General features: G+C 32.1%; 20 protein-coding genes. 9 read left to right on the forward strand and 11 right to left on the reverse strand.

Translation table 11 applies throughout. The features are described 5' to 3' along the window. The first annotated feature begins 102 nt into the window (after positions 1 to 102). The 3 genes from B4A23_RS06295 (at position 103) to B4A23_RS06305 (ending at position 4,282) form a co-directional block, all read left to right on the forward strand. Complete coding sequence (locus B4A23_RS06295) at positions 103 to 2,217, forward strand: prolyl oligopeptidase family serine peptidase (protein ID WP_291118170.1); 2,115 nt, start codon at positions 103 to 105, stop codon at positions 2,215 to 2,217. 84 nt (positions 2,218 to 2,301) lie between these two features. Then, positions 2,302 to 3,222: a hypothetical protein gene (locus tag B4A23_RS06300; protein ID WP_291118174.1), complete on the forward strand. Its 921-nt coding sequence runs from the start codon at positions 2,302 to 2,304 to the stop codon at positions 3,220 to 3,222. 10 nt (positions 3,223 to 3,232) lie between these two features. Continuing rightward, positions 3,233 to 4,282 (forward strand): NAD(P)-dependent alcohol dehydrogenase, encoded by a 1,050-nt coding sequence (locus tag B4A23_RS06305; RefSeq protein WP_291118177.1) that lies wholly within the window; start codon positions 3,233 to 3,235, stop codon positions 4,280 to 4,282. Between the two features lie 62 nt (positions 4,283 to 4,344). Here the strand turns inward: B4A23_RS06305 and B4A23_RS06310 are convergent, their stop codons facing one another. Both B4A23_RS06310 and B4A23_RS06315 read right to left on the reverse strand, forming a co-directional pair. Next, positions 4,345 to 4,566, reverse strand: a complete 222-nt coding sequence (locus B4A23_RS06310) for a hypothetical protein (RefSeq protein ID WP_180905617.1) — start codon at positions 4,564 to 4,566, stop codon at positions 4,345 to 4,347. A 30-nt stretch (positions 4,567 to 4,596) separates the two neighbouring features. Beyond that, on the reverse strand, positions 4,597 to 4,854 hold the full coding sequence (locus B4A23_RS06315) for a hypothetical protein (protein ID WP_038336554.1): 258 nt from the start codon (positions 4,852 to 4,854) through the stop codon (positions 4,597 to 4,599). A gap of 307 nt (positions 4,855 to 5,161) precedes the next feature. Between B4A23_RS06315 and B4A23_RS06320 the strand changes: the two genes are divergently transcribed. Continuing rightward, the gene (locus B4A23_RS06320) at positions 5,162 to 6,244 is read left to right on the forward strand and encodes a hypothetical protein (RefSeq protein ID WP_291118181.1); all 1,083 of its coding nucleotides are present in this window, start codon (positions 5,162 to 5,164) and stop codon (positions 6,242 to 6,244) included. Beyond that, a complete protein-coding gene (locus tag B4A23_RS06325) occupies positions 6,228 to 6,857 on the forward strand; it encodes a hypothetical protein (RefSeq protein ID WP_291118184.1) in 630 nt (209 codons plus the stop codon). Before B4A23_RS06320 ends, B4A23_RS06325 begins: the two co-directional genes overlap by 17 nt. On the opposite strand, the gene B4A23_RS06330 is transcribed toward B4A23_RS06325, so the two are convergent. Continuing rightward, entirely contained in the window at positions 6,797 to 7,354 is a 558-nt protein-coding gene (locus B4A23_RS06330) for a 5-formyltetrahydrofolate cyclo-ligase (RefSeq protein WP_291118187.1), read from the reverse strand. The two genes, B4A23_RS06325 and B4A23_RS06330, sit on opposite strands and share 61 nt — an antisense overlap. A gap of 443 nt (positions 7,355 to 7,797) precedes the next feature. On the opposite strand from B4A23_RS06330, the gene pgi reads away from it, so the two are divergent. Beyond that, positions 7,798 to 9,450 (forward strand): glucose-6-phosphate isomerase, encoded by a 1,653-nt coding sequence (pgi, locus tag B4A23_RS06335; protein WP_291118190.1) that lies wholly within the window; start codon positions 7,798 to 7,800, stop codon positions 9,448 to 9,450. Between the two features lie 46 nt (positions 9,451 to 9,496). On the opposite strand, the gene B4A23_RS06340 is transcribed toward pgi, so the two are convergent. Both B4A23_RS06340 and B4A23_RS06345 read right to left on the reverse strand, forming a co-directional pair. Next, entirely contained in the window at positions 9,497 to 10,735 is a 1,239-nt protein-coding gene (locus tag B4A23_RS06340) for an MFS transporter (RefSeq protein WP_291118193.1), read from the reverse strand. Beyond that, positions 10,735 to 12,468: a thiamine pyrophosphate-dependent enzyme gene (locus tag B4A23_RS06345; RefSeq protein WP_280035186.1), complete on the reverse strand. Its 1,734-nt coding sequence runs from the start codon at positions 12,466 to 12,468 to the stop codon at positions 10,735 to 10,737. The genes B4A23_RS06340 and B4A23_RS06345 overlap by 1 nt, the downstream gene beginning before the upstream one ends. A 330-nt stretch (positions 12,469 to 12,798) precedes the next feature. On the opposite strand from B4A23_RS06345, the gene B4A23_RS06350 reads away from it, so the two are divergent. The 3 genes from B4A23_RS06350 to B4A23_RS06360 are packed head-to-tail and all read left to right on the forward strand — an operon-like array spanning position 12,799 to position 15,717. Beyond that, entirely contained in the window at positions 12,799 to 13,383 is a 585-nt protein-coding gene (locus tag B4A23_RS06350) for a hypothetical protein (protein ID WP_291118198.1), read from the forward strand. A gap of 48 nt (positions 13,384 to 13,431) precedes the next feature. After that, entirely contained in the window at positions 13,432 to 15,192 is a 1,761-nt protein-coding gene (locus B4A23_RS06355) for an Ig-like domain-containing protein (RefSeq protein WP_291118200.1), read from the forward strand. Between the two features lie 12 nt (positions 15,193 to 15,204). Next, positions 15,205 to 15,717: a hypothetical protein gene (locus B4A23_RS06360; RefSeq protein WP_291118203.1), complete on the forward strand. Its 513-nt coding sequence runs from the start codon at positions 15,205 to 15,207 to the stop codon at positions 15,715 to 15,717. Positions 15,718 to 15,770: 53 nt separating this feature from the next. Here the strand turns inward: B4A23_RS06360 and B4A23_RS06365 are convergent, their stop codons facing one another. The 6 genes from B4A23_RS06365 to B4A23_RS06390 all read right to left on the reverse strand — a co-directional run bounded on the left by B4A23_RS06365 (position 15,771) and on the right by B4A23_RS06390 (position 20,028). Beyond that, positions 15,771 to 16,292, reverse strand: a complete 522-nt coding sequence (locus tag B4A23_RS06365) for a plastocyanin/azurin family copper-binding protein (protein ID WP_180905630.1) — start codon at positions 16,290 to 16,292, stop codon at positions 15,771 to 15,773. A 96-nt stretch (positions 16,293 to 16,388) separates the two neighbouring features. Then, a complete protein-coding gene (locus tag B4A23_RS06370; RefSeq protein WP_291118206.1) occupies positions 16,389 to 17,036 on the reverse strand; it encodes a 7-carboxy-7-deazaguanine synthase QueE in 648 nt (215 codons plus the stop codon). A gap of 4 nt (positions 17,037 to 17,040) precedes the next feature. Continuing rightward, the gene (locus B4A23_RS06375; RefSeq protein WP_291071144.1) at positions 17,041 to 17,916 is read right to left on the reverse strand and encodes a bifunctional 5,10-methylenetetrahydrofolate dehydrogenase/5,10-methenyltetrahydrofolate cyclohydrolase; all 876 of its coding nucleotides are present in this window, start codon (positions 17,914 to 17,916) and stop codon (positions 17,041 to 17,043) included. A gap of 115 nt (positions 17,917 to 18,031) precedes the next feature. Beyond that, positions 18,032 to 18,523 carry a hypothetical protein gene (locus B4A23_RS06380; protein WP_291118209.1) on the reverse strand — a complete coding sequence of 164 codons (492 nt, stop codon included), beginning with the start codon at positions 18,521 to 18,523 and terminating at the stop codon, positions 18,032 to 18,034. An 88-nt stretch (positions 18,524 to 18,611) separates the two neighbouring features. Next, positions 18,612 to 19,025, reverse strand: coding sequence for a hypothetical protein (locus B4A23_RS06385; RefSeq protein ID WP_291118212.1), 414 nt, complete (start codon positions 19,023 to 19,025; stop codon positions 18,612 to 18,614). A 1-nt stretch (position 19,026) separates the two neighbouring features. After that, positions 19,027 to 20,028, reverse strand: coding sequence for an NAD(P)H-dependent glycerol-3-phosphate dehydrogenase (locus tag B4A23_RS06390; RefSeq protein ID WP_286486709.1), 1,002 nt, complete (start codon positions 20,026 to 20,028; stop codon positions 19,027 to 19,029). Positions 20,029 to 20,085 lie beyond the last annotated feature (57 nt).

The following is a 20,085-nucleotide window of genomic DNA, read 5'->3' on the forward strand; positions in this document are numbered from 1 at the left end:
TAAAATCTGAGAGGATTTTGCGCAAAAATAAATCATTTTTTTCAATACCAATTTATCTTTTTGATTTTATTATCTTTACCAAAACAGCTATACTAAGAAGAAATGAAAAAAACTGCTTTTATTTTATTTAATGTTGCCCTTATGGTAGGAGTGAATGCACAGAGTTATAAGAAAAAGTATCCAGATACAAAAAAAATTGATCATGTTGATACGTATTTTGGAGAGAATGTACAAGATCCATATCGTTGGTTGGAAGACGATTTGTCTGAGGATACTAAGAAATGGGTGATCGAACAAAATAAAGCAACTTATGCTTATTTGAATGAAATTCCGTTACGTACACAATTGAAAAAATCGTTGACGGATATCTGGAATTACGAGAAAATTTCGACGCCTTTTAAAGAAGGAGATTATACGTATTACTACAAAAATGATGGTTTACAACAACACTCAGTTTTGTACCGTAAATTAGGTGAAAACGGAACAGAAGAAGTTTTTTTAGATCCAAATAAATTCTCAAAAGATGGTTCTGTTTCTTTAGCAGATGTTAGTTTTTCTAAAGACGGAAGCTTAGTTGCATATTCTATTTCAGAAGGTGGATCAGATTGGAGAAAAGTAATTGTTCTTAACGCAAAAGATAAAACACAAGTTGGAGAAACATTGATTGATGTTAAATTCTCTGGAACAGCTTGGAAAGGAAACGATGGTTTCTATTATTCTTCTTATGATAAACCAAAAGGATCTGAATTATCAGAAAAAACAGATCAACACAAATTATATTACCACAAATTAGGAACAGCTCAGAAAAAAGATCAATTGATTTTTGGAGGAGCAGAAACACCTCGTCGCTATGTTGGTGCTTATTTGACAGATGATGAGCGTTTCTTAATTATATCTGCAGCCAATACAACAACAGGAAATGAGTTGTATTATCAAGATTTGTCTCAAGTAAACAGTCCAATCAAAACGATTGTGAATAACTTTGATACAAATACTTCTGTGATTGATAATGATGGAGAGACTTTCTACATTTTTACAAATAACAAAGCTCCAAACAATAAAGTAGTTAAAGCAACTATTTCTGATTTGAGCGAAGCTGCTTGGAAAACGGTTATTCCAGAAACTGAAAATGTATTATCTGTTTCTACAGGAGGAGGTTATTTATTTGCTAAATACTTAAAAGATGCAATTTCGGTTGTGGAGCAATACAAATATGATGGATCAAAAGTTCGTCAAATTACATTGCCTGGAGTTGGTTCTGCATCAGGATTTGGAGGGAAAAAATCAGAGAAAGAAATTTATTTCGGATTCTCAAATTATATCACACCATCTACAAGCTACAAATACAATGTAGAAACGGGTTCTTCGGATGTTTACATTAAACCAAATGTGAAATTTAATTCAGATGATTACATTTCTGAACAAGTTTTTTATACGTCAAAAGATGGAACAAAAGTTCCGATGATTATTACGTATAAAAAAGGATTGAAGAAAAATGGTAAAAATCCTACAATCGTTTACGGATACGGAGGATTCAATATTAGTTTAACGCCAGGATTTAGCCCAGCAACTGCTGCTTGGATTGAAAATGGTGGAGTTTACGCTGTTCCAAACCTACGTGGAGGTGGAGAATATGGTAAAAAATGGCACGATGGAGGGCGTCAATTCAATAAATTGAATGTTTTTAATGATTTCATTGCTGCTGCAGAATATTTACAGAAAAACAATTACACTTCACCAGATTTTACTGCATTATCAGGAGGATCTAACGGAGGTTTATTAGTTGGAGCAACAGAAACAATTAATCCAAAAATAGCAAAAGTAGCATTGCCTGCGGTTGGTGTTTTAGATATGTTACGTTATCATACGTTTACTGCTGGTGCAGGTTGGGGCTATGATTATGGAACAGCTGATGATAGTAAAGAAATGTTCGAGTATTTGAAAGGATATTCACCAGTTCACAATGTAAAAGAAGGAACGTGTTATCCTGCTACATTAGTCACAACAGGAGATCATGATGATCGTGTAGTTCCTGCGCATTCGTACAAGTTTGCGGCTAATTTACAAGCGAAACAAGCGTGTGATAATCCAGTTTTAATCAGAATTGAAACAAAAGCTGGTCACGGAGCAGGTCGTTCGACAGAAGTTGTGATCAATGAAACAGCTGATAAATATGCGTTCACTTTGTGGAACATGGGAATCAAAAAATTGAAATAAAAGATTAATTCAATTCAATCAATAAACTCAAAATCCATCTGATTATTCAGGTGGATTTTTTAATTTTATCCAAAATATAATCGAATGAAAAAATTATTTACTCTACTTGCCTTATGTTCTACTTTTGCTTTTGGACAATATATATCGAAAGCGAAAATAACTTCTAAAAGCACAAATAATTCTTTTGAAATAAGCGATGTAAAATACATTAATGATGGAAAAGGATTACAATTCAAAACAGATTTATCAAAAAATACTTTCGCGGTAGTTAGAGTAAAAGATTTCGATTTAGTTTATAATTTTGAAAATTTGTCTAAAAATATTCCCGAAATAAAAGGCGTGTTTAGCAAAGAATCTTTTAGTTATCCTGATGGAGTTTATGTGACTAAAGACGATTTTGTTTCCAAGAATGTAGAAAGTAAAGCATTTGAAATGAAACCAAATCTTTATGCGGATTTGTTTGAACAATCGGCAGATTTGGTTAATTTTTATGATACAAAAGGAAAGTTTCCTGAATTTCAACAACGAGATTATTTTGCAATTGTACGAAATGGAGATGTTTATTTTAATGTAAAAGAGATAAAAAAGATTGCAAAAGATAAAAAAATCTTGTTAGCGAAAGAGATTCCAAACTTTGCTTATGTTAGAGTAAAAGCAGGATCAGATCATCATTTGTACATGGAACTGCCAAAATCACAACAAAATAATGGCTATTTAATGATGTTTGGAATTGCTGGAGCAATTGCTTCGACTGTTTTAGATACGAAGGATGTTCCAGAAGGTTATTCAGAAAATTATATCAATCTTGTGAAAGAAGGAATTATAACTTTTAATACAAATGATTATAAAGGAATTATTTTTGATACAAAAAATAAAGAATTTGAAATACTATCGAAATGTTCTGATTTAAATAGTTATGTGACGAAATATAATTCAGAGTTTAATTTAGATTGTAAGGCAGATTATTCTATAGATAAACAAAGAGAAATATTAAATAACCTTTAATAAATATAAAATGAGTACAAAAACATATGCAGCGTTCAATGAAACTGATCCATTAGCGCCACACACGATAGAACGTAGACATTTACATGCGAAAGATATTTTTATCGATATCGAGTATTGTGGGGTTTGTCACAGCGATATTCACACTGCGAAAGGAGATTGGGGAAAACCAAATTATCCAGTTGTTCCTGGACACGAAATCATTGGTCGAGTAAAAGAAGTAGGTTCTGAAGTGACGAAATTCAAAGTTGGAGATTTGGTTGGAGTAGGTTGTATGGTCGAGTCTTGTCAACATTGTCATTCTTGCGACGAAGGTTTGGAGCAGTATTGTGAAAATGGTTTTACAGGAACATATAATTCTAAAAATTCGAAACATGGTGGAATCACTTACGGTGGTTATTCAGAAAATATTGTGGTAGAAGAAGATTTTGTGCTTCACGTACCTGAAAATATCGATGTAAAAGCTGCTGCGCCATTGTTGTGTGCGGGAATTACAACTTGGTCTCCTTTGCGTCATTGGAATGTAAAAGCGGACGATAAAGTTGGTGTAATCGGTCTTGGAGGTTTGGGACATATGGGCGTTAAATTTGCAAAAGCAATGGGTGCACATGTGGTAATGATTACAACTTCTGAGTCGAAAGGTGAAGACGCAAAGAAACTTGGAGCTGATGAGGTTTTGATTTCGAAAGATGTTGCTCAAATGAAAGCTCATGCAAATTCATTCGATTTTTTATTGAATACAATTCCTGTTAAACACGATGTTAATCCATATTTACAATTATTAAAATTAGATAAAACAATGTGTATGGTGGGCGCTATCGAGCCTTTAGATGCTGTTCACGGAGGTTTATTGATTATGAAACGTCGTAATTTGGCAGGATCTTTAATTGGAGGAATCAAGGAAACACAAGAGATGTTAGATTTTTGTGGAGAACACAATATTGTGTCTGATGTAGAAATGATCGATATTCAAAACATTAATACAGCATACGATCGAATGATGAAATCGGATGTCAAATATCGTTTTGTGATTGATATTAAATCATTGAAAGAATCTTAATTTAGATATAGAAATAAAAAAATCCGCTGATTAAGCGGATTTTTTTATTGAGTTTTCAAGTTCTATTTCGCAACAGAATCTTTTGTTGTTTCTGCTGGATTTACAGTTTTCGAAGAATCTACCGTAACTCCTTCTACAGAATCTGCCGCAGGAATTTCTGCTTTTTCAACACTTACAGAATCCTCAGCAACTGTTGTTGGCTCTCCAATACTTTTTGCTTCTTGTTTACAAGAAATTGCCGTGAAAGAAATCGCTGCAAAAGCGAATAACGCTAATTTTTTCATTTGATTTTTTTGTTTAATCTATTCTACAAATTATTTTTTCTCTGTTGTTGTAGTCGTAGTTGTTTCAACTTTTACAGGAGTTTCTTTTACAACTGCCGAATCTTTGATCACAACAGAATCTTTTCCTACAGAATCAATTTTTACTGAATCTTCGATTGTTGTAATTGTGTCATTTTTTACTTCTGTTTCAGTTTTTGTTTCTTTCGATCCAAATAAATTACAAGATGTTAAACCAAATGCAGTTCCGATTACTCCTAATACGATTACGTTTAATGCTAATTTTTTCATAACTTTAATTTTTTAAATGTTTAATTGATTTTTTGTTTTTGTTGATTTTTCAATCATTTTATTGAACCAAAGTTAAGCTGACATCAAAGTTTTTCGAAGCAAAATAGTTGTAAGATGATTGTAATCCAATCATCGAATGTTCAACAAATGTTTTACAACAAAATAAATCATTTAACAACGCATTAATAAAGAAATACAACTCAACATATCAAAAAAATTATTTTATTTGTAGTTGTATTAAAAGACAATTTGTAAAATCGAAATTATTTTACAAAATACTGAAAACCAACTTTATAAATTTTATTTTTTGAGCAAATTTACAGATATAGAAATTTTCGAAATTCTGAAAAAAACGATTTCAAATCGATTTTTAGAAGAAAATTCTGCTCAATCCGAAAATATCTCCGATTGGAAGGGGCAAGAAATTACATCTTTCCAAGACGATTTATTCAATAAAACCAGATCTACCGTTAGCGAAAAGTGGTTTTATACGTATTTTAAGTCAGATTTTAAGAAGCTTCCGCGTATTGATATGCTCAATCTTTTGGCGCAATATTGTGGATATAAAAATTGGGCACACTTTCTTAATGTTCAAAAAATAGAACATTTTGGTCCAAATAAAGCTGAAGAATCGACGATTGAAGCAACAGAAACCGAAAATTTTTCATCAGAGCATATAACTCCAAAAGAATCTGAAGTAGAGATTCCAGTAGAAGTTAAACCATCAACAGAAAAAGAAAGAACTCCTGCAAAAGAGGAAGTTGTTAAAACAAAACCTAAGCTAAAATTGATCTCGATAATAGCAGCTGCAGTTGTTTTGTTGAGCGGAATTGGCGCAACTATTTATTATTCAATTTTTGGTCAGCGCGAATACGAATTTTGTTTTGTAGACTCGGATAGACAAGCTGCAATTACCAATTCTGTTGAGGTTACAATTATTAGAGATGGTTTTACACCACTTTATTTATCGACCAAAACTGGTTGTATCAAATTTGAATCGCAAAAAGATACAATCAAGATGTTTGTGAGTTCGCCTTACTATAAACAAGATACGTTTAAGGTTAATTTACATCAATATAATCAGCCAGAAAAGCTTTTGTTAGAGCCAGATGATTATAAGATTATGCTGTATTATTATTCGAATTCAGCAAAAGATTTGAAACAACGAATTTCTAAGCTAAATCAAATGATTGCAGATGATGCGTTGATTTATCAAGTGTATGACAATGATTTTTTTGGTGTAGAGATTCTTTCGAAACAACAATATATCAATTTAGTTACAATGCCTACGACGTCATTAAAGAATTTTTCTTTGATCGAATCGGAAAGGAAAAATGGAAAAATTGTGAAATTAAAATTTAAAATCCAGCAAGATGAGAACGATAAGTAAAATAGTTCAGTTTAGCATGATATTGCTGATGAGTGTTTGGATGATATTTTCGTGCAAAGACGATAAATATAAAGGAGATTACAACCCAGAAGCGATAAAAGGTTACAAAAACGAGGCATCGACAGTAAGTAGTAAAATGGATTCGGTAGAAGCTGTAAATTTTATTGCAAAGCAGAAATTGCGTGAGTTTTTTGAGCTTTCGGCGTTGGCATCTAATACCAATGATACGGTTGTTGATAGCTTGTTGAGAGATCAATTGTTGTCTTATTTTCCTAAAAAAGATACGACCGAAATATTTTCGTTATTGAGAGAGCTTCGTTCGAAAAAAGTAACATTTACTTCCGTTTCTAAATTTGCAATTTTACCAAAAGATTCGATTACACCAGACTCTATCAAGCGAATTGCGTATACAATTAATTATTTCAATTCGGATAAAAAGTTAATCGAAACCAATAATCATGTTGGTGTATTTGTGTTAAAACAAGAGCCGATCAAATTTCAACGAGAGTTTAAATTCTATTTTAGAACATTAAATGATAAAAAAGACTCGATTCAGAAAGATTTAATCCCATCTGGAGTAATACAAAAATCAAGAGGAAAATCGCCGAAATAGGCGTCTTCAATATATTCAATAGGTCTAAAATAAGTTAGACCTATTTTTTTTGAATCAGGTCTACATCTTGCCAAAAATTTATCATAATATCCCCCGCCGTAACCTACACGATTTCCTTTTTTATCGGCAACAAACATTGGAATAAAAATAACATCAATCGCTTTAGAATCAATTTCTGAATACTGAGTCGGTTCTGGAATTTGAAGTGAATTTAAAACCGTTTCGAAACCTTTTTCTACTTTACAATTAATCATATCATCGCCAACAACCAAAGGCAAAACCACCTCTTTTTGCTGTTGAAATAGCCAATTTATGATTGGATAAGTATTGATTTCGTTATTTTTTTCGATAGGTAAGAAAATATGAAAAGTCTGATCTGTAGAAAAATCTAAGTGTTTGATGTGTTCAAAAATTTGATCACTCAAGTCATTCACTTCTTCTTTAGTGAATGATTTTCTCAACGTTCGGTAATATTTTCTAGCTTCAGATTTTGTCATTTCTTCGTAGTTTGATACGAAGTTAAGAAATTATTAAAGTAAAAAAGTAGAGAGTAATACGTTTCAATTAATTTAGAAAAACTAAAACAAAAATAAAACAAGCAATTGCCATAAATAGTAATAAGTTTACTGGTTTTACTTTCATTTTACTGAATAAAGACTTTTTGTAAGTTTTGTGAATTCTTTTCGGTTTAGACATTTTATAGTTTATTTGTTTCTATATAGATGCAAATATGTATAAAAGGTTGCTTATAAAAAAAAGGAAAACCGTAAAAATATTATATCCAATTATGAATTAGTTAGATATAATATTAAAATTTAATAATTTTTTTAGGCGTAATATTTGTAATAAAAGAAATTACTACAACGTTATCGTGATAATATTGATTTTGAGATGAATTTGAAATGATTAAATTTGTTAAGGAAAGAATACTAAAAATATTATGGCTTTAAATACAATCAATCCAACAACTACAAAGGCTTGGAATGCGTTAGAGAAACATTTTCAAACGATTCAGCATACATCAATCAAAGAACTATTTGCTCAAAATGCAAATCGTTTTGAAGAATTTTCGATTCAATATCCCTCATTATTAGTCGATTATTCGAAAAATAGAATTAATGCAGAAACGATTCAACTTTTGGTTGATTTAGCGAAAGAAATGGATGTTGATACTGCAATTCAGCAAATGTTTGAAGGAGATGTAATCAACGTGACAGAAAAAAGAGCTGTTCTGCATACAGCTTTGCGCAATCGCTCTAATGAAGAGGTTTTGGTTGATGGAAAAGATGTAATGCCTCAAATTAATGAGGTGTTAGATCAGATGAAATCTTTTTCGGAAAAAGTAATTTCGGGTGAATGGAAAGGTTTTTCAGGGAAAGAAATTACAGATGTTGTCAACATCGGAATTGGTGGTTCGGATCTTGGACCTGTGATGGTGACAGAAGCGTTGAAATATTATAAAACTCGTTTAAATATTCATTTTGTTTCGAATATTGATGGAACGCATTTAGCAGAAACTTTTAAAGAAATAAATCCTGAAACAACCTTATTTATTGTTGCTTCAAAAACATTTACAACGCAAGAAACGATGACAAATGCTTTTTCTGCGAAAGAATGGTTTTTGAATTCTAACGCAAATGAAGCTGATGTTGCGAAACATTTTGTGGCATTATCGACAAATGCAGAAGGTGTTGCTAATTTCGGAATTGATACGGCAAACATGTTTCAATTTTGGGATTGGGTTGGTGGTCGTTATTCATTGTGGAGTGCGATTGGTTTGAGCATTGCTTTGGCAGTAGGTTTCGAAAATTTCGAAGAATTGTTAGAGGGAGCACATGAAATGGATGTGCATTTCAAAACAGAAACTTTAGATCAAAATATACCAGTAGTTTTGGCGCTTTTAGGAATTTGGTACAACAACTTCTTTGGTGCAGATTCGGTTGCTTTGTTACCTTATGAACAATATTTATCGCGATTTGCAGCATATTTTCAGCAAGGTGATATGGAATCGAATGGTAAATATGTTGGTCGAGATGGGAAAAAAGTGGATTATGAAACGGGACCAATTATTTGGGGAGAACCAGGAACAAATGGTCAGCATGCTTTTTATCAATTAATCCATCAAGGAACAAAATTAATTCCAGCCGATTTTATTGCAGGAGCTAATTCGTTGAATGTTTTAGGCGACCATCATGCAAAATTATTATCAAACTTTTTTGCTCAAACAGAAGCTTTAGCATTTGGAAAAGATGAAGAAACGGTTATTGCTGAATTAGAAAAAGCAGGGAAATCGAAGGAAGAAATTGATTTCTTAACTGCTTTCAAAATTTTTGAAGGAAATCGTCCTACAAACTCAATTTTATATGAAGTGTTGACTCCAAAAGTTTTAGGAAATTTAATTGCGATGTACGAACACAAAATTTTTGTGCAAGGAGTTATTTGGAATATTTTCTCTTTTGATCAATGGGGAGTAGAGTTAGGAAAACAATTAGCAAATGTGATTTTACCAGAGTTAGAAAATGATGATCAAGTTACTTCTCATGATGCTTCTACAAATGGATTAATCAATGCTTATAAATATTGGAGAAAATAATTAATCAATATAATTACTAAAAAATCCGCTCAATGAGCGGATTTTTTTATGAATTTTTGTGACCAGTTTCTTTTAAAAATAAGGTTAGAATAATGGCAATAAATATTCCGATGATCCAAAACCAAATTGCTTGATGATAATGTCCAGTTTTATCTGTAACATTTACAATTTCGTTTCCATATAATTTAGCAAAAACAGGATTAACTAGAGAAGTTACACCAAACGTCAAAAAGTTTTGAACTCCAGTAGCAGAACCTTTTACATAATCTGGATTAGCTTCTTTGATAACCGAATATGGGATCATTGCGACTCCAGAGAAAAGCCCAAAAATGAAAAATGTAACTTTTATTGGAATTAAATCTGGAAGATAAATGAGTTGTAAAAACATCAAGATCATTCCGATACAACCAAAAAGAATAACAGGTTTTCTTTTTCCTATTTTATCCGTTATATAGCCCATCAATGGACATCCAACTACCCAGCCTAGTGACGCCATAGCAGCAGTCATAGCAGCAGTGTGAGCATCAAAACCTAAGTCTAATTTGAAAAAAGGAACAGCCCAAGTCATGGCAAAAATTGTTGTCGGTATAAATAATAATCCAGAAATAATACCAGTTAACCACGAATTTGGATTGCTGAAAATAATTTTGAAAGGTTCAATAAAAGAGGTTTGTTTACTTTTTTCGATCTCTTCTTCAGACGATTTTGGAGTTATGAACAGCATTGCTACAGCTGGAATTATACATAAAACTCCAGCAATTATCCAAAATGTTTTATATCCAAAACCATTTTCTAATAATGGCGCAACCACAAATTGTCCTGCCGCTCCACCAAGCATTCCTATACATTGAGAGAAGCCTATTGCTGTTGCTAAAGATTTTGATGAGAATCCTTTGGTTGCTAAATAGACACAACCAGGAAAAGCAAATGCGCTACCCGCTCCTTGTAATAATCTGCCTGTTGTTCCAGCGAATTGGGAGGAAGCGATAAATAAAATACATCCTATTCCGAGTATAAAACATCCTGCAAACATCGAATATCTTGCGCCAAATTTGTCTAAACATATTCCAGCAATTAAAGCAAAAATAGAATAGGTGTAATAATATGTTCCAATGAGAGAAACTAAATTTTCTTTAGAAATGTTGTAATTCTGAGCCAAATCTGTGATCATTAATGAAGGCGCAGAACGAGTTGCGTAATCAATGAAATAGAAGATTAAGCCTAAAACCCATGCAATGATGAAAAGTTTTTTACTTGATTGTGAGATAGATGATGATTGATTCATTATAAATCTTTTAAATGTTTATAATTGGATTTAATCGTTTCCATTACCTCATCCATTTTTCCACCTAACATTAGTTTTGCCATAGATTTTGTCATTCCAATCATTTGATCAAGATCTACTTTTGGAGGCATTGCTAAAGCGTTTGGATTTGTAAATACATTTAATAAATACGGTCCATTATGCGCAAAAGCTCTTCCGATTGCATCAGGTAAATCATCAGGATTTTTAACCGATTCGCTTTCTATTCCCATTGCTTTTCCAATCAAAGTAAAGTCTGGATTTTCCATATCTGTTTCATTGTCAGGTAAACCAGCAACTTCCATTTCCAATTTAACCATTCCTAATGTTCTATTATTAAAAATAATAAGTTTAACAGGTAGATTATATTGTTTGATGGTTGCTAAATCTCCTAATAACATCGAAATTCCACCATCACCACACATAGCAATAATTTGTCTGTCAGGATATGCCATTTGTGCACCAATCGCTTGAGGCATTGCATTTGCCATAGAACCATGATTGAAAGATCCTAACATTTTGCGCTCCCCCGTACCCGTTATATAACGTGCTCCCCAAACACAACACATTCCTGTATCAACTGTAAAAATGGCATCTTTTGTAGCTAACTCATCTAACAAATAAGCTGCATATTCGGGTTGAATGGCATTTTCTTTTCCTTTTTCATGAACAAATGTCATTTTGCTTTCAAGAACTTTCTTGTACATTTCTAATTGACTATCCAAAAAATCTTTGTCTTGCTTAGGTTCTAATAACTCAATTAATTCGTTAATTGTTTCTTTTGCATTTCCGACTAATCCTAAATCAATTTTAGCTCTTCGTCCAAGTTTAGAGCCATCTGAATCAATTTGAATGATTTTTTTATCTGTTGGAATAAAATCTTTATAAGGAAAATCGGTACCAATCAAAATAATTAAATCAGCTTTGTGCATAGCATGATAAGCAGATGGTTGACCAAGTAATCCTGTCATTCCTATTTCATTTGGATTATTGGGTTGAATACTCATTTTTCCTTTGAATGAATATCCAACTGGAGCATGCAAATGACGAGAAAGTTTTATAACTTCTTCATTTGCTTGAGATGCGCCAATTCCACAGAATAAGGTAATATTATTAGCATCATTTATAATAGAAGCAGCTTCTCTTAATTCAGTTTTATTTGGAGTAATAATAGGTTGATTGAAATAGAAATTCGAGGTATAATTACTTTCAACGGCTTCCATTTCTGCAATATCTCCCGGAAGTCCAATAATTGCAACATCTTTTTTTGAAATAGCATGTTGTATGGCTGTTTGTACCATTCTAGGAACTTGTTCTGCTCGAGTAATAATTTGATTATAACAACTACAATCATCAAAAAGTTTAATAGTATTCGTTTCCTGAAAATAATCTGTACCAAATTCTATTGTAGGCAGAGTAGAGGCAATTACAACTAAAGGGGTTCTTGATTTATGCGCTTCATAAACTCCGTTGATCAAATGTACATGACCAGGACCAGAGCTTCCAGCGCAACATCCAATACCATTCAATTCTGATTCGGCAGTAGCAGCTATTGCTCCAGCTTCTTCATGTCTTACATGAACCCAATCAATTTTGTCACTTTGTTTAACTGCGATATTAAAAAAATTGAGACTATCACCAGTTACTGCATAAACACGTTTTATATTCGCTTTTTCTAGTAATTCTACAATTTGATGTGCTACATTCTTTCCCATAATAAAGTATTTTTTGATTGTGACTATCAAGTTATGAAATTATAGGATAAAAATATTTGAAATAAGTGTTAAATATTTGAATAATATATTGTTGTAAAATAAAAAAGCCTGTTGAGAAACAGGCTTAAAATTAACACATGAGGACAAAATTTACTCTACTAAATCTTATACGGTTAATATATTTCAATATTTGTGCCAAAACTATATTTGACATATAAAATAAATGTTTAATCTATGTTTACCATTTCTTATTTTTAATGATTAAAAATAGTGTAAGTAAGAGTTTTTAGCAGAATTAATATTTATAAATACTTTACTTTCGTATGCCTTTTGGCTTTACACACTTCTCTTCCTACCGTCTTTAGTTATTTTTATAATTTAATGAATTATTTTCTCAGATATAGAAATTTAGGAAGTTTATTTCTTTTGCTTTTTTCTTCTATTCTTTTTGGTTACCAAAAAGATACAATAGTCGAAAGTGGTCAAATACTTATTTTTATATCAAAAAATACGGAAACGAATTTATTAGAAAAAATAACAGTAGATAAAACCATAAACAAAACCACTGTCGAAAAAAAGACGATTACTAAACCTAAAAAAACCAAAAAGGTTTTAGTCGTAAAAAAAGAGAATAAGCAACAAAAAGAACAAGTCTACAAACCAAAAACAGCTATTTTCTCATCTAAAATAAAATTTTTATCTGGTTGTAATCTTCCTGAGAACTCAGGGAAAATAGTTTTAAAAGAAAATTTTTATAAATATCATCAAAAAGTAGCAAGGACAAATTCGATTTTTAAAATAAATCTGTCTGATATTGCTAATAAATTACTTACGATTAATAATTCTTTTATTCATATTCGAATAAATGTAATCGATAACATTTTAACTCGTCCGCCTCCTTTTTTGTTCACTTAAAATAAACCATCAACTAAATCTACTGTATTAGTTTTAATAATGTAGTTAATGAACAATTTAAGAAAAATAATAAGCGCAATTGTAGTGATGATAACATGGAGTTTGAGCGCACAAACTGTTATCTTCAAAGAAGATTTTGGGAATCATACAACGAGAGTACGTTCACCATATACACCTTCGGGTGTAGGGTATTTTATATTTGCTGATCCCAATACTGTTGATAATCCACTAACAACAGGAGCTCCTTATCAATCAGATGAAAATCTAATGGCACGTGTAATAGAAAATGGATATTATGCAGTTATCAATCCAATTAATATTAAAGATGATTTTGGAGGTTATCAGGATTGGTCTTGGGGTAATTTAATAGCATTAGGAAAAGATAGTGATAATACAGGGGCAGCTATTGTTGTGAATGCAGGAGGGGTTTTGTCTACTTTCTATAAAAGACAATTGGATCAATCTTTAGAAAAAGGACATTATTATAAATTAAGTTACTCTATTTATGTAGCTAATTCACAAGTAAGTATTATAAATCAAATTATAAGTACTTCTGGTAATACCTTATTAGGTCAAAATACTAAAAATTTTGGAAATGCCTCATCTAATTGGGAAGAAGTTTCTATTATTTATTATGTGCCTAGTACAGGAAGTTCAACAAATTTAAAATATTATATTTCTTTTGTAAATGGAAATGCTACAGCTAGTGGAAATGATTTTGCAGTTGATAATATTCAGTTAGAAGATTTAGGAACAACTAATCCAGGAGGAACAATTGTAGACTTAAATGATGAACCAACATCAGAACCAAAAGCAATTGATGATTCTAAACTGAATAATGTGGTAGGCTCTACAGTGAGTATTTCTGTTCTTGATAATGACTTGTTGTATGATGGAACAAAAGCTACAGCCGCATCTGTTGATTTTAGACTTTTCGGGATTAAGGGGCTAACAGAATATACAGTTGCAGGAGAAGGTAAATGGAGCTATTCTTCTAGTATCTTAACTTTTACACCAATTGGAACTTTCAAAGGAAATCCTACACCAATTACATATTCTATTTTAGATAAAACTTATCCAGAAGTAGTTCCAGGTGATTATGATTATCAACCAGGTTCTGCGACAGCGGAAACCAATAGAGCTAAAGTTATTATAACATATAAAGGAAATCCTACAGCCATTTCTGATAATTATACAATGACTGCAGGAACAACAACATCATTTGATGTTTTAGAAAACGATACTGATCTTGCTGGTGCAATTATTACGAAAAGTGATGTAAATACAATTTTATTAATTGATCCTTTTAATCCTTTAGCAATGGGTACAAATTCTTTAGTCGTTATAGGTGAAGGAACTTGGACGGTAGATTCATCAACAAAGAAACTAACATTTACACCAGAGGCTGGTTTTACAGATGCTCCGACACCAATTCAATATTATTTTACAGATACAAGTGGAAATAATTCTAATAAAGCAACTGTCACAATTACTGCAACAGGAGGAGGTACAACACCGAACCCCGGAACACCTTGTACGAAAACACCAAATACAACAACAGCAACTTCTTTTACCAATGTTGGAGTTTCTGCAATGTCAACAAAATTAGAGAATTGGCCAACTGCAATTCCAAATGGATTTTTAGCATTAGAATCTTCAACAAAAGGTTTTGTAATCACAAGAACTGCTGATGTGGCTAAAATTGTAGATGCAAAAGAAGGAATGATTGTGTATGATACAACAGAGAAGTGTGTCAAATTATACAACGGAACTATTTGGAATTGTATCGAAAAAAGTTGTAACGAATAAAGATTATTAAAAATGAAAAATATAATATACGCTGCTATTTTATGCAGTTTTGCATCAATTTCTTTTGGTCAAGTATCAATTGGAAAAAATGCTGTGGATGGAGATAACACAATTTTAGATTTCGAAGAGTCAACAACAAACGGAATTATTTTACCAGCTGTTACTACTGTACCTACAGGTTTGGATGCAACGAATAATGGTGGAACCTTTGCTTTTGACTTAACAGATTCTAAAGTGAAAATGTATGAGAATGGTATTTGGGTTGAGTTAAGTGATGTTGGAGAGAAAACAGCTTTATTAACAAACTCTTCTAACGAAATAGGTGAAGGTGTAATTATTGGAGCAGAAACATCTGCTGCAACAGGAATTTTAGTTTTAGAATCGGATGAAGATGCGATGATTTTACCTAAAGTAGAAAAGCCTGAAATTAATGTAAAAAGTCCATATCCTGGAATGATTTGCTACGATACAGCAAGTAAAACTGTTGCCATTTTTGATGGGAAAGTATGGAATTATTGGAAATAATCATTCAATCTATTCATAAAAAAATGCGAGAAAACTTCTCGCATTTTTTATTATTATTTAACTGCTTTAATTTTTCCATTCATTGTTGCAAAATGACCAGGGAAAGAACATAAGAAATCGTATGTACCTTCTTCTAAAGTAAATTTGATTTGATCATTTTCTTTACCACCCAACAATTTTGTATGCGCAATAATTTCTGATTGTAATTCGGTCGGAATATAATCTGTCGCTTTAGCAGAAGCCGCTGTATTTGCAAAAGCAGAAGCATCAGAACCTGGTTTTAATAAAATAAAATTATGTCCCATTGCTTCTTTTGACATTTCACCTGCATTCATCAAGATTAAAGTTACTTCTTCGCCAGCTTTTACTGTAAATTCAGTTTTATCGTAGCGCATATCATCACTCGCTTTCAAAACAATATGATTGTTTGTAGCAGGCGTAGCTGTAGAAGTTTCAGCATCTTCTGATGGAGCTGTACTATAATCTATTTCTGGTTGAGTTGATTCATCTTTCTTAGAACCTCCGCAGCTCATCATCAAAATTGCCGCGAAACTCATCAAAGCTATTTTTTTCATTATTTCAATTTTTTGTTTGATATAAAAATAATGAAATTCAGTAACTTAAAAAAGTTTACTCAGTCTAAATAGAACTGATTTTAAACAGATAAATATCTAAGGAATATCCAAATATTTGTGTGTTTGTAAAGAATAACGCCATTTCGGATTTTCTTTTACATATTCCACAATCAATGGAAGATTTTTGTCGCGTTTGCTCCATTCTGTTTGTAAGAAAAGCATACAATCTTTTCCAACACGAGCGGCTTGTTCTTCAGCAAATTGAAAATCGTGATTATTGAACACAATACATTTCAATTCATTTGCAGCTTCGCAAACTTCGTCTAACGGCAACATTAATTTCTTCGGAGAAAGACAAACCCAATCAATTTCTCCACTCAATGGATAAGCACCCGAAGTTTCGATATGGATTCTTGCACCTTTTTCGTGTAGTTTTTTTGTCAAATAAGTCAAATCCCACATCAAAGGTTCTCCTCCTGTAATGATGATTGTTTTGGCCTGAGAAGTTGCCAAGTCTACCAATTCATCAACATTAGTTAAGGGATGCTTTTCAGCATCCCAACTGTCTTTTACATCACACCAATGGCAACCAACATCGCAACCTCCTAATCGAATAAAATAAGAAGCCACACCTGTATACATTCCTTCACCTTGAATTGTGTAAAAATGCTCCATTACAGGCAATAATTTCCCTTCTTGTATCAATTGTTGTTCTTCTGCAGTTGTTGATGCAATGTGTATCATAATTTTATTTTTTGTTGTTGTATGCCAACAATGTATTTTTTAATAACATAGCGCGTGTCATAGGTCCAACTCCTCCTGGAACTGGCGTTATCCACGATGCTTTTTCTTTTACATTATCAAAATCTACATCACCAGCTAATCTAAATCCTCGTGGATTAGTTTCGTCATCAACGCGTGTAATTCCTACGTCAACGATAACCGCTCCATCTTTTACCATATCTGCTTTTAAGAAACCTGGAACACCTAAAGCAGTGATCACAATATCAGCTTCTTTTGTAAATTGTTCTAAATTTTGAGTTTTCGAATGAGTTAATGTAACTGTACTGTTTCCAGGATTTCCGTTTTTACTCATCAAAATACTCATTGGGCGACCAACGATGCGAGAACGACCAATCACAACTGTATGTTTACCAGTTGTATCAATGTTGTAACGCTCTAACATTTCCATAATTCCGTAAGGTGTAGCAGGTAAAAATGTTTCCATTTCTAATGCCATTTTACCAAAATTCATCGGATGAAAACCATCTACATCTTTCTTAGGATCAATTGCATTGATAACCGCTTCTTGATCAATGTGTTTTGGTAATGGTAATTGTACGATAAACCCGTCCAATGTATCATCATTGTTCCATTTTTCAATTTCTGCAATCAAATCTTCTTGAGAAATTGTATCAGGCAAACGTAATTCTGATGACTCAAAACCTACAAAATGACAATCCTTGATTTTATTGTCAACATACGTTTGAGAAGCACCATTACTTCCTACTAAAATTGCACCCAAATGTGGTACACGAACTCCTTGGTTCTTGTAATTCTGCACCAGCTCCTTGATCTCTTGTTTGATCTCTTTTGCCAGTTTAATACCGTCTAAAATTTGCATTGTTTTGTTGTGTTTGCGCAAAGATACGGACAAATTGGAAAATAAATCATTAAGTTTTGAGTTGATGATTTTTGATTAAATAGAAAAACCACTTCGTTGTGAAGTGGTTTTAGCATTACTGATATTTTTTCTGCGCTTCTTTTAAGTAATTAAAAACTTGTGTTGTTTTCATTTTTTTGGAATTTGTATTAAAAATAAACATTCCAGTTTCGACATTGAAATAATAATCTTTTTCTCCATTTTTCAATTGAAACCATTCCAATAAACCATTTGTAAGATTAACACCAATCCAATTTATTTGTGAAGTTTCGAGGTCGAAAATAAAATTATCATTTGGATTATTTGTAGTGATATAATGTATTTTGTCGTCCAAAACATATAAAACACCACTTCCTTGAAATGCTTTCATTTTCAAAATTTTTGATTGTTGATTTCCAAAGTTATAACGTAAAACTGCTTTGAACTCAGCATTTGTAGGAACTTGTGCTAACAAAGCATTTTGTTTCTTTTCGCGTGATTTACTTGCCCAAAAAGCAATTCCAAAAATTAACAAAAAAGGCAAAATACAACAAAGTAATGATGATAGTAATGAGATAATATTATCCATAGTAGATTGATTTAGGTTGTGTTAAGATACAAAAAAAAGCTGTTAGAAAACTAACAGCTTTTTTGAAATTTTATAAAGTTTGATTTTATTACAAATTACTCATTTTTTCTTCCACAAATTTTCGTTCTTGCGCAATCAAATTATCTTCTTCTGTCGGAAATTGAAAAATTCCAGAATTGATGCTTTCAATGCGTTTCAAGACTTCGTAAGATGCTTTTGCTTTTGCAAAATCTTCTCGATTTAGATAAATACGAATCGCTTTCATAAACGTCAAAATATTTTTCTTTTTCAATTCATCTGCCAACAAAAACTGATCGCGTTCTTCGTTTGCTTCCAATAAAGTTGACAAATTATTGTCATCAATTTTGTAATACGATTGTAACATTTGATTGAAAATAATCAAAAAACCTTCATCAGCATTTCCAATTTCTAACGAAATAATTCGAGCCAATGTTTTGTTTAATTCTTGAATATATTTTGAAATAAAATCTTGTTTAATCATTTTAATCTAATTTTTTAGACAACTTTTCGAAAGTTTTCTTTGGATTTTTATCTTCGTATAAAATCTTATGAACAGCGTTGATAATTGGCGCTTTTATTTGATATTGCTCATTCATGATCGCCACACCTTTTGTCGCATAGTAACCTTCGGCAACCATATTCATCTCCAAAATAGCAGATTTTACAGTATAACCTTTTCCTATCATATTTCCGAACATACGATTTCGTGAAAAGAATGAATATCCTGTCACCAACAAATCGCCTAAATAAGCCGAATCGTTAATTTTACGCTTCATTGGACTTGCTGTTTTCAAGATATGATTCATTTCTCGAATTGCGTTACTCATCAAAACTGCTTGGAAATTATCTCCATAACCCAAACCATGTGCAATACCTGCTGCAATCGCATAAATATTTTTCAATACTGCGCCAAATTCAGTTCCGTAAATATCGTTTGAAAGTTTCGTTTTGATAAAATCACATGCTAAACAATCGGCAACGATTTGTGCTTTAGATTCGTCTTGTGCCGCAATTGTCAAATATGAAAGTCGCTCCAAAGCAACTTCCTCAGCGTGACAAGGACCGCTTACAATTCCTAATTGCTCTTCTTTTACATCGAATTTATCGAACAAATATTGCCCAACCAATTGATAATAATCTGGAATAATTCCTTTAATTGATGTCACGACAAATTTATCTGTCAATGGAACAGTTAATTTACTCAAACAATCGGCAACGTAAATAGATGGTACAACCAAAAAGATGATATCCGAATTCATGACAACTTCGTTGATATCCGTTGAAATTTTAAGCTTTTCTGACTTAAATTCGACATCAGTTAAATAATTTGGATTGTGTCTATTTCGCTCCAAATATCCTTTTACGTATTCATCTTTTACCCACCAGTTGAAAGTTTCGAGGTTTTTATTCAGCATTTTTGCAATCGCAGTTGCCCAGCTTCCATTCCCTATTAATCCAACTTTACGATTAGATAACTCTATCATAATATATGTATTGAACAGACAAAGTTAATTAATTTGTAGCTTAGGTATTTTGAATTT

Origin of the sequence: Empedobacter sp. UBA7248, from assembly GCF_002472945.1 — a bacterium.
GTDB lineage: Bacteria > Bacteroidota > Bacteroidia > Flavobacteriales > Weeksellaceae > Empedobacter > Empedobacter falsenii_C.

Excerpts from the sequence above, each read along its gene's own strand:
- B4A23_RS06295 (WP_291118170.1), top strand. The coding sequence starts at position 103 with ATGAAAAAAACTGCTTTTATTTTATTTAATGTTGCCCTTATGGTAGGA.
- B4A23_RS06300 (WP_291118174.1), top strand. The coding sequence starts at position 2,302 with ATGAAAAAATTATTTACTCTACTTGCCTTATGTTCTACTTTTGCTTTT.
- B4A23_RS06305 (WP_291118177.1), top strand. The coding sequence starts at position 3,233 with ATGAGTACAAAAACATATGCAGCGTTCAATGAAACTGATCCATTAGCG.
- B4A23_RS06310 (WP_180905617.1), bottom strand. The coding sequence starts at position 4,566 with ATGAAAAAATTAGCGTTATTCGCTTTTGCAGCGATTTCTTTCACGGCA.
- B4A23_RS06315 (WP_038336554.1), bottom strand. The coding sequence starts at position 4,854 with ATGAAAAAATTAGCATTAAACGTAATCGTATTAGGAGTAATCGGAACT.
- B4A23_RS06325 (WP_291118184.1), top strand. The coding sequence starts at position 6,228 with ATGAGAACGATAAGTAAAATAGTTCAGTTTAGCATGATATTGCTGATG.
- B4A23_RS06330 (WP_291118187.1), bottom strand. The coding sequence starts at position 7,354 with ATGACAAAATCTGAAGCTAGAAAATATTACCGAACGTTGAGAAAATCA.
- pgi (WP_291118190.1), top strand. The coding sequence starts at position 7,798 with ATGGCTTTAAATACAATCAATCCAACAACTACAAAGGCTTGGAATGCG.
- B4A23_RS06340 (WP_291118193.1), bottom strand. The coding sequence starts at position 10,735 with ATGAATCAATCATCATCTATCTCACAATCAAGTAAAAAACTTTTCATC.
- B4A23_RS06345 (WP_280035186.1), bottom strand. The coding sequence starts at position 12,468 with ATGGGAAAGAATGTAGCACATCAAATTGTAGAATTACTAGAAAAAGCG.
- B4A23_RS06355 (WP_291118200.1), top strand. The coding sequence starts at position 13,432 with ATGAACAATTTAAGAAAAATAATAAGCGCAATTGTAGTGATGATAACA.
- B4A23_RS06360 (WP_291118203.1), top strand. The coding sequence starts at position 15,205 with ATGAAAAATATAATATACGCTGCTATTTTATGCAGTTTTGCATCAATT.
- B4A23_RS06365 (WP_180905630.1), bottom strand. The coding sequence starts at position 16,292 with ATGAAAAAAATAGCTTTGATGAGTTTCGCGGCAATTTTGATGATGAGC.
- B4A23_RS06370 (WP_291118206.1), bottom strand. The coding sequence starts at position 17,036 with ATGATACACATTGCATCAACAACTGCAGAAGAACAACAATTGATACAA.
- B4A23_RS06375 (WP_291071144.1), bottom strand. The coding sequence starts at position 17,916 with ATGCAAATTTTAGACGGTATTAAACTGGCAAAAGAGATCAAACAAGAG.
- B4A23_RS06380 (WP_291118209.1), bottom strand. The coding sequence starts at position 18,523 with ATGGATAATATTATCTCATTACTATCATCATTACTTTGTTGTATTTTG.
- B4A23_RS06385 (WP_291118212.1), bottom strand. The coding sequence starts at position 19,025 with ATGATTAAACAAGATTTTATTTCAAAATATATTCAAGAATTAAACAAA.
- B4A23_RS06390 (WP_286486709.1), bottom strand. The coding sequence starts at position 20,028 with ATGATAGAGTTATCTAATCGTAAAGTTGGATTAATAGGGAATGGAAGC.